Below are 15,442 nucleotides of genomic sequence, written 5' to 3' on the forward strand. Positions count from 1 at the left end.
ATACTTCCGCCATTCAATTTTTCCAACGCGCCTGCGGCGCCGTCCGAGCGCTCGGCGGCTTACCGGGCGCGTTGCCCATTCGGACAGAAAATCATGTGTGGAATCGCCGGCTTCTTCTCTCAACGCCCCGCCGCCGCGGCCACCGCCCAGGCCATGTTGACGGAGCTGGGCCGGCGCGGACCCGACGCCGCCAATCAATTATTGCTGAACGCGGACTGGCAGCCTGCGGCGGACGGCGACATCCACAACGCGCTGCTGCACGCGCGGCTGTCCATCATCGACCCGCGGCCCATCGCCAATCAGCCCATGGCCAGCGACGACGGCCAGGTCTGGATCTGCTACAACGGCGAAGTCTACGACTGGGCCGCCGACAAGGCCGAACTGGAAGCCGGCGGCGCGCGCTTCGCCACCCACTCCGATACCGAACTCATCCTGCGCGGCTACCAGGCCTGGGGCATTGAGGCCCTGCTGCAACGGCTGCGCGGCATGTTCGCCTTCGCCATCCTGGATCTGAAGCAGCGCAAGGTGCACCTGGCGCGCGACCGCATGGGCGAGAAGCCGCTGGTCTATTCGCTGCTGGACGGCGATTTCGCCTTCGGCTCGCTGGTGCGCTCGGTGCTGCCCTTCTTGCCGCCGCAGCGGCGAGGCTTCTCCGCCGACGCCATCGACGCCTATCTGGCTCACCGCTACATTCCGTCGCCCGCCACCCTGTTCAGCCATATCCAGCGTCTGGAGAACGGCCACCGGCTGGAGTTCGATCTGGACACCCGTTCCTTGCGCAAGCTGCGCTACTGGCAGCCGGCCAAGGACGGTGGCGACTGGCTTCAGGAACTGGACCGCGCGGTGGCGATGCGCACCGTCGCCGACCGCCCGCTGGGCGTGCTCTTGTCCGGCGGCATAGACTCCACCGTGATCGCCAGCCGGCTGGCCACGCAGCAACTGACGCAATTCAGCAGCTTCACCGCCGCCTTCCCCGGCTCCAAGCTGGACGAGGCCGCCGACGCCGCCGACTCCGCGCGCAGAATGGGCCTCGCCAACCTGGCGGTGCAGATGCCGGACAATCTGGCGGCGGATTTCGAACGCATCGTCGCCGACCTCGACCAACCCTTCGCCGATCCGTCCAGCTTCCCCACCTGGTATCTGTCGCGCGAAGTCAGCCGCCACGTCAAAGTGGTGCTGGTGGGCGACGGCGGCGATGAACTGCTGGCCGGCTACAAGCGGATCAACAAGCATTTGCGCACCCGCTGGCGCAGCCTGATCAAGCTGCCGCTGGCGATCAAACCGTCGCTGGACGGCAAGGGCGCCGGCAAGCTCGCCACCGAGCTGGCGATGAGCTGGCAGGACGCCTATTCGCTGCGCTTCTCCGGTTTCACCCCCGGCCAGCGCCTGTTCCTGCAAGGCCAGCGGCCGCTGTCGCGGCTCTGCCACTGGCGCGCGCCGGACGACATCGGCCCGCCGCCGGCCAACGCGTCGGCCGGCCTGCACCATTTGCTGGCGATAGACTTCGCCAACTATCTGCCGGACTACATCCTGCAAAAGTCCGACCTGTGCACCATGGCCCATGGCCTGGAAGGCCGCGCCCCTCTGGTGGATCACCGCTTCTACCAGGCTTTGCTGGCGGTGGACGGCAAGCAGCGCTTCACCCAGCCGGCCAAGCTGATCTTCCGCCGCGCCATCCACCCGGCGCTGCCGGCGGACTTCTTCCTGCGCAAGAAGCGCGGCTTCAATCCGCCGCTGTCCGGCTGGCTGAAAACCAGCCTGGCCCCGCGCATGGACGGCCTGGGCGAGCGCCTGGCCCGCTTGAGCGGCGGCCAGCTGGACGCCGCCGCAGTGGACGCCTTCGCCGCCGCCTACCGCGACGGCGCGGAGCACCTGGCCGAGCAGATGCTGCAATTGCTGATCCTGGACGAAAGCCTGGCGCAGCTCAGCCGGCTGGCGGCGCAGGACTGAGAGTCGCCCGGAATCCAAGCCCGCGGAGAAAGCCGAATGCTCAAGGAGTTGACGACGCTTTCAAGGCCGCCTCGCCAACGCGCGCTAGCACTACGGGCTGGCGCTGAGCGACGCCGCGACGCATGCCATACCTATGGCCAGCGCCGCCCGGCGTCGCATCTGCTACATTCGACAACACATTTTCGTTTGAAAACGATAATGATTAGCATTAGTATTTTTAGGCAAGCCAAGCAAACAAAAATAAAGCGCTTACCCGCCAGGCTGGCGCCTTCAAGCGCCAAGCGGCCCGCTCGGGCCAAGCAGTGCCCTACTCAATTGAAACCAAAAGGAAACACTATGCGTCGCTTTGTTCAACTGGCTATCGCCACCGCAGCACTGACCGCTTCCGCCGCCGCCATGGCCAAGGAATACCCGATCGGCAAGCCGGCCCTGAAAAACGGCATGGAGATCGGCGCGGTCTACCTGCAGCCGACCAAGATGGAACCGGAAGGCATGATGCGCAAGGCCGAGGAGTCCGACATCCACCTGGAGGCCGACATCCACGCCACCAAGAACAATCCGAACGGCTTCGAAGAAGGCGCATGGATGCCCTATCTGGTGGTCAAGTACGAGTTGAGCAAAGTCGGCGGCAAGGAAGTGCTCAAGGGCGACCTGATGCCGATGGTGGCCAACGACGGCCCGCACTACGGCGACAACATCAAGCTGCAAGGCCCGGGCAAATACAAGCTGAAATACACCATCCTGCCGCCGTCGGCCAATCAACACGCCCACTTCGGCCGTCACATCGACAAGGAAACCGGCGTGGGCCCGTGGTTCAAGCCTTTCGAACTGAACTATGAGTTCACTTATGCCGGCATCGGCAAAAAAGGCGGCTATTAATCCCGTTGTTCTTGTAAAAACAGGATTAATGCGAATGAGAATGTAAACGCCAGTCATTCTCAATGCGTTAAAATAAGACAGCGCATGCCCTCGCCTGCGCTGTTTTCAATCCGGAGACCCTTTCCGATGAAGTTCGCGCGCATGCTCCTGGCCGCCCTCGCGGCCTGCCTAGTGTCAATGTCCGTCCTCGCCGACGAGATGCCGGTGTTCAAGCTGGTGATGAAGGACGGCGTGTTCACGCCCGCCCGCCTGGTGGTGCCGGCCGGCAAGAAGTTCAAGGTTGAAGTGATCAACGCCGGCAAAACGCCGGCCGAATTCGAAAGCACGCCGCTGCGCAAGGAAAAGGTGCTGGGCCCCGGCGCGGAATCCTTCCTGGTGTTCCAGCCGCTGTCCCCCGGCGAGTACAAGTTTTTTGACGAATTTCACATGAAGACCGGCCAAGGCGTCATCGTCGCCAAGTAAACGCGGCCCGTCCGCCGTTTAAGGCCGTATTCAGGAGTGCACCTCATGGGACAAGTCCTATTCATTGTTTGGCGTGAAAGCGTCGAAGCCTTGCTGGTCGTCGGCATCCTGAATGCCTGGATGAACCAGAACCCGGCCGGCGCCGCCGGCAAACGTTATCTGTGGGCCGGCGTGGCGCTGGGCCTGTTCGCCGCCGTCGGCCTGGCCGTGGCCCTGTTCGCCGCCAGCAGCCTGATGGCCGGCGCGCAAGACGTGTTCCAAACGGTGATGGTGTTCACCGCCGCCGCGCTGATCGTGCATATGGTGCTGTGGATGCGCGAGCATGGCCGCACGCTGAAGAAAGAACTGGAGGCCGGCCTCCGCGAGAACGCCAGCAGCGCCAACTGGTGGGGCGTCACCTTGCTGGCCGCCATCGCCATCGCCCGAGAAGGCAGCGAAACCGTGGTCTTCCTCTACGGCATGCTGGCCGAGGCCGACGGCTCCACGCTGGCCAGCATGAGCTTCGCCGCCTTGATCGGCCTGGGCCTGGCCTTCCTGACCTTCTATCTCTTGCAGCTGGGCGGCAAATACCTGTCCTGGCGCTTGTTCTTCCGCATCACCGAAATCATGCTGCTGCTGCTCGGCGCCTCGCTCTTCCTCAGCGGTGTGGAAAAGCTGATCTCGATGGACATTCTGCCGGCGCTGATCGACCCGCTGTGGGACAGCTCCGCGCTGCTTGACGATATGAGCCCTGCCGGCGGCGTCGTCGCCTCGCTCACCGGCTATCGCGCCCACCCCGCCCTGATGAGCCTGATCGCCTACGCGCTGTTCTGGGCGACGATCTGGGCGCTGTTTCAGTGGCGCAACCGCAAACACGCGCTGGCCGTATGAAATCCGCCCGCCCGCCCCTTCCCCATTCCGCCGACGCTTGCGCCGGCGCTTCCTGTAGTCAGCCGACGGCCCCCGGTTTCATGGCCGCCGTCGGCTTGTGGCTGCGCGATCACGCCGGCCTGCTGCGCGCGCTGCAATGGGGAGTGGTGCTGGTCTACGCCGCGCTGCTGATCGTGCCGGCCTGCCTGGACCTGCCCGGAGACACCGCCCGGATCTGGAACAATCTGACCATCTTCGCCCAATTTGTGTTCTGGGGCATCTGGTGGCCCTTCGTGCTCTTGTCCATGGTGCTCTTCGGCCGGCTGTGGTGCGGCGTGTTGTGCCCGGAAGGCGCGCTGTCCGAATGGGCGGCCAAGAAAGGCCTGGGCCTGCCCATCCCGCGCTGGATGCGCTGGGGCGGCTGGCCCTTCGTCGCCTTCGCGCTGACCACCATCTACGGCCAACTGGTCAGCGTTTACCAATACCCCAAGGCCGCGCTGCTGGTGCTGGGCGGCTCCACCGTGGCCGCGGTGATCGTCGGCTTCATCTACACCCGCGGCAAACGCGCCTGGTGCCGCCACCTGTGCCCGGTCAACGGCGTGTTCGGCCTGCTGTCCAAACTGGCGCCGATGTATTACCGGGTGGACGAGGCAGCCTGGAAAGCCTCGCAGCAAGGCAAAACCATCCCGATACAGGCGGTGGATTGCGCGCCGCTGCAACCGCTGCGCCATATGCAAGGCGGCAGCGGCTGCCATATGTGCGGCCGCTGCAGCGGCCATCGCGACGCCATCGAACTGAGCCTGCGCTCGCCCACTGAAGAAGTGGTCAAAATCGCCGCCAAGGAAGCCGACGGCTGGCAAACCGCGCTGATCGTCTACGGCCTTCTGGGCGTGGCGATGGGCGCCTTCCACTGGACCATGAGCCCCTGGTTCGTGGCCATGAAGCAGGCGGCGGCGGAATGGCTGGTGGACCGCGACATCCTGTGGCCGCTGGACACCGAGGCGCCGTGGTGGCTGCTGACCCACTACCCGCAGCATAACGACGTATTTTCCTGGCTGGACGGCGCTGCGCTGATCAGCTATGTGCTGATCACCGCGCTGGCGCTGGGCAGCGGCCTGCTGCTCTGCCTGGCGGCCGGCGTGCGCATCGCCGGCCCCTGGCGGCTGCAACGCCTGCACCACCTGGCGCAGAGCCTGATCCCGCTGGCCGGCTGCGGCGTATTCCTGGGTCTGTCCGCGCTGACGGTGACGCTGTTAAAAGCCGAAGGGGTGCCGATGTTCTGGGCCAACGACGCGCGGCTGGCCTTGCTGGCCGGCGCCAATCTGTGGTCGCTGTGGCTGGGACGCGCCATCCTCGCGCGTTGGAGTTCCGGCTGGCGTCAGGCGCTGGCCTTGCTTCCCTTGCTGGCGGCGCTGGCCCTGGTGGACGCCGCCTGGGGCTTCATGTTCTGGTGGTGGTAGCCGTCCCGCTGGCGACGGGGTGGGCGCTGTGCGATAACAAAGCATGCTCCCACCCTGATCCTGGAGTCGCGCCATGTGGCGTCCGCTGCTGCTTGCCCTCTATTGCCTGGCCGCGACCGCGCGCGCCGAAACGCCGGCGATAGACTTCGCCACCGGCGAGTGGCCGCCCTATGTGTCGCGCAGCTTCACCGCCGACGGCGTGTTCGCCGACATGGTGCGACAAATCTGCCGACGCGCCGGCTATACCGCGCGTTTTCACTATATGAGCTGGCCCCGCGCGGAAGCCGAAGTCAAAGCGGGCCGCGCCGCGGCGGCCTTTCCCTACCGGCCAACGCCGGAACGCGCGCTCAGTTTCGATTTCTCCCCGCCGCTGATCCACAGCAGCAGCTACTTCTTCTACTACAAGCCCCGGCTCGCCAATCCCCCCTACGACTTTCACAGCCTGGCCGACTTGCGCGCCTACCGCATCGGCGTGCAGCTGGGCTATTGGTACCAGCCGTTGTTCAAGCAATACCGCCTGAACACGCTGAACACCAACGACGAGGAAAACGCGATCAGGCTGCTGCGCGCCGGCCACCTGGACCTGGCGCCGCTGACGCTGGAACGCGGCCTGTTCCTGATCCGCACCCAGGCCGCCGGTCAGGAGCGCGACTTCGCCTACATTCCCACGCCGCTGGACAAGGCCACTTCGCTGTCGCTGATGTACTCGCGCACTTATCCGAACATCGTCAAACTACGGCGAGCAATCGATCAGACCCTGCAAGCGATGCAGGCCGACGGCAGCCTGCAAGCCATATACCAGCGTAATTTTCCCGAACTCAAGCCGCGGCGCTGACCAGAACCGGCTGCAGCACCCGCTGCGCGTCCTTGGGCGACATCCCGATCAGAAAACCGCGCTTGCCGCCGTTGATGTAGATGCGCTCCAGTTCGACGATGCTGGCCTCCATATACACCGGCATCGGATGGCGGGCGCCGAAAGGACTGGTGCCGCCCACCTGGTAGCCGCTGTGCTTGTCCGCGGTCTTGGGATCGCAGGGATGGACCTTCTTGACGCCGATCTGCTTGGCCAGCATGCCGGTGCCCACTTCGCGGTCCCCGTGCATCAGCACGATCAAGGGCCGCTTGTTCTCGTCCTCCATGATCAAGGTCTTGATCACGCAGTGCTCGTCCACGCCCAACTCCCGCGCCGACACCGTGGTGCCGCCCTTTTCCTCGTACTTGTACAGATGCTCGCTATAAGCGACCTGATGCTCGCGCAATACCCGGATCGCCTGAGTGACCGGGGCTTTCTCCTTGGACATGATCTTCACGGTGAAAAACAAAACGCCACTGTAGAAGTTTGAGCGCCGGCTGGCAAACCCCAAGCCGCCGCTTAGCCGCTCCAGTGCGGGGGGATTTGTCCCAGCTCAAGCGCCGCCGGGCCGGCGCAGCCGCCACCACAGCCGCAGCCCCAGCAGCACAGCCAACACCGCCGCGTAGATCAAGGGCTGGCTCAGGTCCTTCTTCACCAGCCACCAGTAATGGATGACCGCCAGCAAGGCCGTCGGATAGACCAGCCGATGCAGCCGGCCCCAGTTGCGCTTGAGCCGGCGCATCCAGGCCTGGGTGGAGGTCAGCGCCAACGGCGTCATCAGCAAGAGCGCGGCGAAACCGACGGTGATGAAGGGCCGCTTGTAGATGTCCCTGACGATGCCGGCCCAATCGAAGAACTGGTCCAGCCACAAATAAGTGAGGAAATGCAGGCTCAGGTAGAAAAAGGCGAACAAGCCCAGCATGCGCCGGCACTTGAGCGGCCAGCCGCTAACCCCCAAACGCCGCAAGGGCGTCATCGCCAGCGTCGCCAGCAGCCACACCAGGGTCCAGGTGCCGGTGGAACGGGTGATGAATTCCACCGGGTTCACCGCCTCGCCGGACAGCACAATCCAGGCGGCGCGCGCCAGCGGCAACAGACAGACCGCAAACAGCAGGCATTTGAACCAGGCCAAGGCGCGGTCTGCCGGACGAGCGGTAACAGATTTAAGGCGCAATGTCGTCATCCCCGCTCCATCAATAATTCTTGCGCAGATCCAGGCCGCGGTACAAACCCGCCACCTGATCGGCATAGCCGTTGAACATCAGCGTCTTGCGCTTGAAGAATTCGCCGATGCGGCGCTCGCTGGCCTGGCTCCAGCGCGGATGGTCCACTTCCGGATTCACATTGGAATAGAAGCCGTACTCGCGCGCATTGGCCCTATTCCAACTGGTGGCCGGCATGGTTTCCTGCAGATGGATGCGCACGATGGACTTGATGCTCTTGAAGCCGTATTTCCACGGCACCACCAGGCGGATCGGCGCGCCGTTCTGATTGGGCAGCACATCGTTGTACAGGCCGACGGCCAAAATGGTCAGCGGGTGCATCGCTTCGTCCATGCGCAGGCCCTCGCGGTAGGGCCAGTCCAGCACCCGGCCGCGCTGGCCGGGCATTTCCGCCGGCCGCTGCAGGGTTTCGAAGGCCACGTACTTGGCGCGCGAGGTCGGGTTCATCTGCTTGAGCAGACTGGCCAGCGGAAAACCCACCCATGGAATCACCATGCTCCAGCCCTCAACGCAGCGCAGCCGGTAAACGCGCTCCTCCAGCGGCATTTTCAGCAATTGCTCGATGCCGAAGCTGCGCGGCTTGGCTACCTCGCCGTCCACCAGCACGTTCCAGGGACGGGTTTTCAGGCTGCCGGCATTCGCCGCCGGGTCCGACTTGTCGGTGCCGAACTCGTAGAAATTATTGTAGCCGGCAATCTCTTTCAGGCTATTGGCCTTGTCGTTGCCGGCCAGCGTCGACAAGGGGCTTTTCTTGGCGGCCAGCGCCGCCAGCGTCTCGGCGGACAACAGCAGGCCGGCGCTGCCCAACATGAAGTGGCGGCGGTTCAGGTACACGCCTTCCGGCGTGATGTCCGACGAGGGAATATCGGCGGGTTTCTTGATCAGCATGGCGGTGTCTCCAGTCTTTACCCCCATGAGTCGGGAGCGGCTCCTGAATCTGACAATCGACCACGCCGATAATTTACGCAAGCGGCTCCGCACCCGCCCGCCAAGCCTGACCCAAGGCGCTGCCCTGGCCGCCGTCGCGCGCCAGGCGCCGGCCTATGGCCTGCAAGGCGGTCCAGCGCGGCCCGCACCAGTCCGGCGCGATCAAGGTGGGCGCTTGCGCGGTGGCCGACACCCGATGGTAGACCACCTGCGGCGGCGTGCGGCGGATCAGGCTGGCCGCCAGCTCGGCGTAGTCGTTCAGACTCCACGGCGTCACTTCGCCGCGCCGGTATTGCGCCGCCATCCGCGAGCCGCGCACCACCATCAGCGGATGCAGCTTCAGCCCTTCCACGCCGATATCCAATACCGTGTCCAGCGAGGCGTGGACGGCGGCGGCGTCCTCGCCGGGCAGTCCGGCGATCAGATGGGTGCAAATCTTGAGCCCGTGCCGGCGTGCGCGTCGCACCGCGTCGCGATATTCGGCCAGGCCGTGGCCGCGCCGGATCAAGGCCTGGGTCTGGTCATGCGCGGTCTGCAAGCCCAGTTCCAGCCACACCTCGCCGCCTTGGTCCTGATATTCCGCCAGCAGGGCCAGCGCGGCGTCCGGCACGCAATCCGGCCGGGTGCCGACGCACAGCCCCACCACATCGGCGCCTGCCAGCGCCTCGTCGTACAGCCGGCGCAGCTGCTCGGTTTCGGCATAAGTGCTGGTATAAGCCTGGAAATAGGCGAGGTAGCGCCGCGCGCGGTCGGTCTTCTCCTTCTCCCGCGCCAACTGCTCGCTGATAGACAAGGCGGCCGGGTCGCGGCCGAAACTGCGCACATTGCAAAAGGTGCAGCCGCCGCGCCCCAGCGTGCCGTCGCGGTTGGGACAGGTGAAATCGCCGGCCAGCGACAATTTGTGCACCGGCTCGCCGAAGCGGCGTTTCAGATAATAGCCAAAGGTATGCAGATGCCGGGTCAGATCCATCGCCAAACAAAGCCCAAAGCCGGGCAGTCTAGCAAGCAGGCCGCCCGGAAGCGCTGAGCGGGATCAAGGATGGACGCGGCGGCACCGCTCTTAAAGACGATGCCAGCCCAATAGATACAGCAGCGAAAACAGCCCGGCGCTGAGCAGCAGCGCCAGCGCCAAGGTGCTGAACAGCTCGTGCAGGCTCTGCCGCTGGCGCCGGTTGAGCAGCCAGCGCGCCAGCATCAGCAAAACGCCGCACAATACGAAAAACTTGAAGAGACGACCGAACATGGCGGGCCAGCGGAAGAAAGTCGCCCGATTATCCGGCGCGCCGCCCCGGCTGGCAAGACGGCTGTCGCCGGCGGCGAAAGACATGCTAAAGTCCTGGCTGTAGCCTACAGGAGGCTCCGCGACAGAGAATGGCCGGCATAGACCGCCCGCCGGCGGAGCGACAGCATGCGCGCAGCCGGCTCCGGCTCGCCGCGCATGCCGAAAATAGCAAAAGAGGCACTCAAGTCACCATGTCCGACCTCCACGACTCCGTCGGCATCGTCACGGCCCAAACCGCCGTGTTCGATACCCCCTTGCCGCTGAACAGCGGCGCCGTCCTGCCCGGCTATCAGCTGCGCTTCGAAACCTACGGCGAACTCAACGCCGCCAAAAGCAACGCCATCCTGATCTGTCACGCCTTGTCCGGCCATCATCACGTGGCCGGCCGGCACCAGGCGGACGACAAGGCCGCCGGCTGGTGGGACAATATGGTGGGCCCCGGCAAGCCCATAGACACCCGCCGCTTCTTCGTGGTGGGCGTCAACAATCTGGGTGGCTGCCACGGCAGCACCGGCCCGTCCAGCGTCAATCCGGCCACCGGCCGGCCCTGGGGTTCCGGCTTTCCCGTCGTCACCGTGTCAGACTGGGTCACCAGCCAGGCGCGGCTGGCGGACCGGCTGGGCGTGGAACGCTGGGCGGCAGTGATAGGCGGCAGCCTGGGCGGCATGCAGGCCATGCAGTGGAGCATCGACTACCCGGAGCGCATCGCCCACGCGTTGCTGATCGCCTCCGCGCCCAAATTGTCGGCGCAGAACATCGCCTTCAATGATGTGGCGCGCCAGGCCATCCTCACCGACCCCGAATTCCACGGCGGCGATTTCTACGCCCACGACGCGCTGCCGCGGCGCGGCCTGCGGCTGGCGCGCATGCTCGGCCACATCACCTATCTGTCCGACGACGGCATGGGCGAGAAATTCGGCCGCATGCTGCGCTCCGGCGAGTACCGCTTCGGCTACGACGTGGAGTTCGAGATCGAATCCTATCTGCGCTATCAGGGCGACAAGTTCTCCGACGCCTTCGACGCCAACACCTATCTGCTGATGACCAAGGCGCTGGACTACTTCGATCCGGCCAAGGACTTCGGCGGCGATCTCGTCGCCGCGCTGAAAAAGGCCAGCGCCCGCTTTCTGGTGGCCAGCTTCACCAGCGACTGGCGCTTCTCCCCTGAGCGCTCGCGCGAAACCGTCAAGGCGCTGGTGGCCGCCAACCGGCCTGTGTCCTACGCCGAGATCGAATCCGTCCACGGCCACGACGCCTTCTTGATGACCGACGAGCCCTATGTCCAATTGATGCGCGCCTACCTCGACCGCGTGGCGCGGGAGGTGCAAGCATGAACGCTCCGCAAACCACGGCGCCCTTGCGCGCCGACCTGCGCCTGATCGCCGACTGGATCGCGCCCGACAGCCGCGTGCTGGACCTGGGCTGCGGCGACGGCGCGCTGCTGTCCTGGCTGGGCCGCAACAAACAGGTGGTCGGCTACGGCGTGGACCTGGATGTCGGCAATGTCGTCAAATGCGTAAACGCCGGCGTAAACGCGCTGCAAGGCGATCTGGAAACCGGCCTGGCCGAATTCGACAGCGACGCCTTCGACCACGTGGTGCTGTCGCAAACCATACAGGCGATGCGCGAGACCGAGCAGATCCTGAACGAGATGCTGCGCGTCGGCCGCGAAGCCATCGTCACGTTTCCCAACTTCGGCTACTGGGAAAACCGCTGGCAGATCCTGCAAGGCCACATGCCGGTCTCCGACACCATTCCCTACCAGTGGTACGATACGCCCAACATTCACTGGTGCATGCTCGGCGACTTCGAAGCGCTGTGCGCCAAGAATCGGCTGCGCGTGGTGGAACGCGTGGTGATGAACGGGGTCAAACGGGTGACTTTCATGCCCAATCTGCGCGGCAGCCTGGCCTTCTACCGGGTGGCGCGCCAATAACAACAAGCGGCGGGCTCGTCTCGCCGCGCGATCCGTAGAAACTGGCCTGCCCATGAGCAACACAACCATAGACTGGCGGCGCGACGTCTTTTCGCGCACGATGCTGATCTGCGTCTTCACCGGCTTCGCCTCCGGTCTTCCGCTGTACACCCTGATCAATCTGCTTCCCGCCTGGCTGCGCAGCGAAGGCGTCGACCTCAAGGCCATCGGTCTGTTCGCGCTGATCGGCCTGCCCTATACCTGGAAATTCCTGTGGTCCCCCTTGATGGACCGCTACGTGCCGCCGCTGCTGGGCCGCCGTCGCGGCTGGATGCTGCTGACCCAGCTGGCGCTGATCGTCACTATGGCCGGCTTCGGCCTGTTCAACCCGACCCAGCACATCTGGAGCATCGCCGCGCTGGCGGTGGGCGTGGCCTTCTTCTCCGCCAGCCAGGACATCGTGCTGGACGCCTATCGCCGCGAGATCCTCAGCGACAACGAACTGGGCCTCGGCAATACCGTGCACATCAACGCCTACCGCTTGGCCGGCCTGGTTCCAGGTTCGCTGTCGCTGATCCTGGCCGATCACATCTCCTGGGATCAGGTCTTCCTAATCACCGCGCTGTTCATGATCCCCGGCCTGCTGATGACGCTGCGAGTCAGCGAGCCCAAGCTCGCCGGCCAAGCGCCCAAGACCCTGCGCGAAGCCGTGGTCGAACCCTTCCATGAATTCATCACCCGCCAGGGCTGGCAGGGCGCGGCCTGGATTCTGGGCTTCATCTTCCTGTACAAGCTGGGCGACAGCATGGCCACCTCGCTGGCCACCCCCTTCTACATGGACATGGGTTACGCCAAATCCCAGATCGGCCTGGTGGCCAAGCACGCGGCGCTGTGGCCGGCGGTAATAGGCGGCCTGCTCGGCGGCCTGTGGATGATCAAGCTGGGCATCAACCGGGCGCTGTGGGCCTTCGGCGTGGTGCAGGTGCTGTCCATCCTGGGCTTCGCCTGGCTGGCCAGCTACGGCCGCTTCGCCTCCATCGGCGCGCATGAACTGAGCATGCTGGCCGTGGTCATCGGCTTCGAGGCGCTGGGCGTGGGTCTTGGCACCGCGGCCTTCGTCGCCTTCATCGCCAAGAGTACCCACCCGGCCTACACCGCCACCCAGTTCGCCTTGTTCACCAGTTTGGCGGCCGTGCCGCGCACCCTGGCCAACGCCTCCACCGGCTACATTATCGACGCCATAGGCTGGACCAGTTTTTTCCTGTTGTGCACCGCGCTGGCGCTGCCCGGCATGGTGTTGTTGCTGAAAGTCGCCCCATGGAGGGAAAAGGAGGGAGCATGAAGGCATGGAAACCAGCGTTGCTCTGCGCAACGCTGCTGAGCGCGTCCTGCGCCGCGTCGGCCTCCGCCGACACGGCCATGCAAACCGTCAAATACCGCTGCAACGGCAGCAAAATGGTGGTGGTGGAGTATCCGCAGCAGCAAAGCGACGCCGCCATCCAGCTGAACTGGAACCATCACCGCTACCGGCTGACGCCGGCCAAGGTCGCCCAGGGCGAGCGTTACGTCAGCCAACAACTGATCTGGTCGCTGCTGGACGAGCAAGCGCGCCTGACCACTCGCGGCGGCCGCGTGCTGGCGCAAGGCTGCCGCAAGATCCAGCTGCCGGCAACGGCCGACGGCGCTTAATCTCCCCAGGCCCGGCACGACTGCGGGCCGGACTCCTCCGGCCCGCATTGCGCCAGATTGCCGTCCTGATCCAGGCTCAGCTGCAAGCGGCCGGCCAAACGGTGGCCGGCCCTGGGCTTGGCCAGCAGACGGAAACTGGCTTGTCCGGCGCTGTCCGAGCCCAGGCTGACGCTGCCCAGCCGAATGTCGAAATCGCGGGTGGCGGGTCGCGGCAGAGGCGGCCATGCCGTGGATCCCGAGCGGTTTTCCAGGTGCCAGCGCTGGATGAAATGCAGATTCTCCAATAGCGCCGCGCGCGCCTCCGCCAACTGCCCGCGCAATATCTGCTGCTGATAGGCCGGCCAGGCCATCGCGGCCAGAATGGCCGCCACCGCCATCGCCGTCAGCAATTCCAGCAAGCTCATGCCCGCTTGCGTCCTCATTGCGCCTCCTCCGGCAAACGCCAATTCAAACGCCCGCCGCGGCCGGCCTGCGCGCCCGCCCCGGCCCAGAACCAACTCTGCACGGTCAGCATGTCGCGCTCGCTCTCGCCCCAGACCCTCACGCTGACTCGATACAAGCGGCCGTCCACGCCGGCGATACGGAACGCCGGATTGAGCAATTCCAGCACATAACGCGGCGAACTCCAGCGCTGCCCTGCGCGCGGCCGCGCCGGCAAGCAGGACGCCGGCGGACGGCCGGGCGTCGCCTCCAAGCCGCGGCTGGGGCCGCAAGGATGCAAGAGCGGCCATCTCGCCCCGTTGATCTGGACGCTGCGCCTCCATACATCGGGCTCGGTCGCGCACAAGCCGTATCCGATGCCGGCGACGGCGGACAGGCAATCCGGCATGAACCAGCCCAGGCCGCGGGCGTCTCCTTGCCAGGGAATGCCGGCTTCGCTCGTCAGAGCGTCCTCGAAACGGAGGTTCAAATCCAAGGTCCGCTGTTCCGCCGCCCGCAAAGCCTGCAAGGCCGCCAGCCTCAATGCGCGCTCCTCCGCCAGATTGCGCGTAGCGCGCTGCTCCACCGCCACCGAGCGCGCGCTGCCCATGGCCAACACCGTCAGCAGACTGAGCAGCGGCAGAATCAGCCACAACACCGCTCCGCGCCGCCGGGCCCTCATCCACCCGGCTCCAGCGCGCACGGCAGGGCCGGCGTCAGCGCCACCACCGTGGTCCAGCTCCGCCGGCGACCGCCCGCTTGCAACTCAAGCGCCAGTTCCACCCGCGACAGCCGCTTCCAATCCTCCGCGGCCAATTGCTCCGGCCCCTCCCTCCAGGCCAGCGCCAATGGTCGACACCCGCTGCGAACGCCAAGGCGCTGCCTCAACGCCGCCACGCCCGTCGCCAGCAATTGCGGCGGCTCCGCCGCTCTGCCGGGCAGGCTTTCCTCCAACCACAGCGCGTCGCCATCGTCATCCTCGCGACGCAGAATGTAACGCTGCGAGGCGATGGCCAAGACCTCCAAGGAGGCGATATCCGCGCCGCTCAAGAGCCCGGCCTTCGCCGCCCCCGGCCAGGTCAGCACATGCGCGCCGGCCTCCCGTCGCCATTCCAGCCCCGGCTCGCCCCGCTTCAACAGCCTCAGGCTGGAACAACTGGCCAGCGCCGCCTCTTCCCAATCCGCCTCGCCTTGCCAACTCAGCGTGGTCCGCGTCGCGTCCTCCGCCAGCAAGGCCGCCGCCGCGCCAACCCCGTAGCGAAAGCGCATGCCTTCCGGCGCCTCGAACCCTCGCCCCGGCGACTCCATTGCCTGCGCGCAAGCGAAACGTCCATGCTTGCGCCAGCTTTCCGCCAATTGCGCAAGCGCGAACTGTCCATCCTGATGTTGACGCAAACCGTTCTCCAACACGCGCAAGCTGCCCTGCATCGTCAACGCCCCCTGCAAGGCCAGCGCCAACACCAGCAGCCCCATGCTCATCGCCACCATCATTTCCACCAGGGAGAAGCCCTGGACGCGCGCGCGGGCCGCCAC

At 65.5% G+C, this 15,442-nt stretch carries 18 protein-coding genes; 10 read left to right on the plus strand and 8 right to left on the minus strand.

Annotated elements, in window-relative coordinates:
- The first annotated feature begins 93 nt into the window (after window positions 1-93).
- The 6 genes from asnB (at window position 94) to JC616_RS21175 (ending at window position 6,435) form a co-directional block, all read left to right on the plus strand.
- Window positions 94-1,950, plus strand: coding sequence for an asparagine synthase (glutamine-hydrolyzing) (gene asnB, locus JC616_RS21150; RefSeq protein WP_227105288.1), 1,857 nt, complete (start codon window positions 94-96; stop codon window positions 1,948-1,950).
- 336 nt (window positions 1,951-2,286) lie between these two features.
- Window positions 2,287-2,829 carry an iron transporter gene (locus tag JC616_RS21155; protein WP_019100457.1) on the plus strand — a complete coding sequence of 181 codons (543 nt, stop codon included), beginning with the start codon at window positions 2,287-2,289 and terminating at the stop codon, window positions 2,827-2,829.
- A 126-nt stretch (window positions 2,830-2,955) separates the two neighbouring features.
- A complete protein-coding gene (locus tag JC616_RS21160) occupies window positions 2,956-3,291 on the plus strand; it encodes a cupredoxin domain-containing protein (RefSeq protein WP_107800742.1) in 336 nt (111 codons plus the stop codon).
- 45 nt (window positions 3,292-3,336) lie between these two features.
- The gene (locus tag JC616_RS21165) at window positions 3,337-4,161 is read left to right on the plus strand and encodes an FTR1 family iron permease (RefSeq protein ID WP_227105290.1); all 825 of its coding nucleotides are present in this window, start codon (window positions 3,337-3,339) and stop codon (window positions 4,159-4,161) included.
- The gene (locus JC616_RS21170) at window positions 4,158-5,600 is read left to right on the plus strand and encodes a 4Fe-4S binding protein (RefSeq protein ID WP_227105292.1); all 1,443 of its coding nucleotides are present in this window, start codon (window positions 4,158-4,160) and stop codon (window positions 5,598-5,600) included. Before JC616_RS21165 ends, JC616_RS21170 begins: the two co-directional genes overlap by 4 nt.
- 73 nt (window positions 5,601-5,673) lie before the next feature.
- Window positions 5,674-6,435 (plus strand): substrate-binding periplasmic protein, encoded by a 762-nt coding sequence (locus JC616_RS21175; protein WP_107800745.1) that lies wholly within the window; start codon window positions 5,674-5,676, stop codon window positions 6,433-6,435.
- Here the strand turns inward: JC616_RS21175 and ybaK are convergent.
- The 5 genes from ybaK to JC616_RS21200 form a co-directional block, all read right to left on the minus strand.
- Window positions 6,419-6,901, minus strand: coding sequence for a Cys-tRNA(Pro) deacylase (gene ybaK / locus JC616_RS21180; protein ID WP_107801986.1), 483 nt, complete (start codon window positions 6,899-6,901; stop codon window positions 6,419-6,421). The genes JC616_RS21175 and ybaK overlap by 17 nt on opposite strands.
- Window positions 6,902-7,006: 105 nt before the next feature.
- Window positions 7,007-7,636 (minus strand): protein-methionine-sulfoxide reductase heme-binding subunit MsrQ, encoded by a 630-nt coding sequence (locus tag JC616_RS21185; RefSeq protein WP_227105294.1) that lies wholly within the window; start codon window positions 7,634-7,636, stop codon window positions 7,007-7,009.
- Between the two features lie 10 nt (window positions 7,637-7,646).
- On the minus strand, window positions 7,647-8,564 hold the full coding sequence (gene msrP, locus JC616_RS21190; protein WP_107800747.1) for a protein-methionine-sulfoxide reductase catalytic subunit MsrP: 918 nt from the start codon (window positions 8,562-8,564) through the stop codon (window positions 7,647-7,649).
- 73 nt (window positions 8,565-8,637) lie between these two features.
- Complete coding sequence (locus JC616_RS21195) at window positions 8,638-9,573, minus strand: TIGR01212 family radical SAM protein (RefSeq protein ID WP_227105296.1); 936 nt, start codon at window positions 9,571-9,573, stop codon at window positions 8,638-8,640.
- Window positions 9,574-9,663: 90 nt separating this feature from the next.
- Window positions 9,664-9,846: a protein MIGRI gene (locus JC616_RS21200; RefSeq protein ID WP_048413183.1), complete on the minus strand. Its 183-nt coding sequence runs from the start codon at window positions 9,844-9,846 to the stop codon at window positions 9,664-9,666.
- Between the two features lie 230 nt (window positions 9,847-10,076).
- Here JC616_RS21200 and metX point away from each other — a divergent pair, with 230 nt between their 5' ends.
- Genes metX through JC616_RS21220 form a run of 4 tightly spaced genes read left to right on the plus strand, consistent with a single transcriptional unit; the run spans window position 10,077 to window position 13,489 of the window.
- On the plus strand, window positions 10,077-11,219 hold the full coding sequence (gene metX / locus JC616_RS21205; RefSeq protein ID WP_107801990.1) for a homoserine O-succinyltransferase MetX: 1,143 nt from the start codon (window positions 10,077-10,079) through the stop codon (window positions 11,217-11,219).
- A complete protein-coding gene (gene metW, locus JC616_RS21210; RefSeq protein WP_227105300.1) occupies window positions 11,216-11,821 on the plus strand; it encodes a methionine biosynthesis protein MetW in 606 nt (201 codons plus the stop codon). The genes metX and metW overlap by 4 nt, the downstream gene beginning before the upstream one ends.
- Before the next feature lie 52 nt (window positions 11,822-11,873).
- Window positions 11,874-13,142 carry an AmpG family muropeptide MFS transporter gene (locus JC616_RS21215; protein ID WP_227105301.1) on the plus strand — a complete coding sequence of 423 codons (1,269 nt, stop codon included), beginning with the start codon at window positions 11,874-11,876 and terminating at the stop codon, window positions 13,140-13,142.
- Window positions 13,139-13,489 carry an MliC family protein gene (locus JC616_RS21220; protein ID WP_158274352.1) on the plus strand — a complete coding sequence of 117 codons (351 nt, stop codon included), beginning with the start codon at window positions 13,139-13,141 and terminating at the stop codon, window positions 13,487-13,489. The genes JC616_RS21215 and JC616_RS21220 overlap by 4 nt, the downstream gene beginning before the upstream one ends.
- Here the strand turns inward: JC616_RS21220 and JC616_RS21225 are convergent.
- Genes JC616_RS21225 through JC616_RS21235 form a run of 3 tightly spaced genes read right to left on the minus strand, consistent with a single transcriptional unit; the run spans window position 13,486 to window position 15,442 of the window.
- Window positions 13,486-13,911 carry a type IV pilin protein gene (locus JC616_RS21225; protein WP_158274413.1) on the minus strand — a complete coding sequence of 142 codons (426 nt, stop codon included), beginning with the start codon at window positions 13,909-13,911 and terminating at the stop codon, window positions 13,486-13,488. The genes JC616_RS21220 and JC616_RS21225 overlap by 4 nt on opposite strands.
- On the minus strand, window positions 13,908-14,591 hold the full coding sequence (locus JC616_RS21230; protein WP_227105302.1) for a hypothetical protein: 684 nt from the start codon (window positions 14,589-14,591) through the stop codon (window positions 13,908-13,910). Before JC616_RS21230 ends, JC616_RS21225 begins: the two co-directional genes overlap by 4 nt.
- On the minus strand, window positions 14,588-15,442 hold the full coding sequence (locus JC616_RS21235) for a PilW family protein (RefSeq protein WP_227105303.1): 855 nt from the start codon (window positions 15,440-15,442) through the stop codon (window positions 14,588-14,590). The genes JC616_RS21230 and JC616_RS21235 overlap by 4 nt, the downstream gene beginning before the upstream one ends.

It is taken from the genome of Chromobacterium rhizoryzae (assembly GCF_020544465.1).
Taxonomy (GTDB): Bacteria; Pseudomonadota; Gammaproteobacteria; order Burkholderiales; family Chromobacteriaceae; genus Chromobacterium.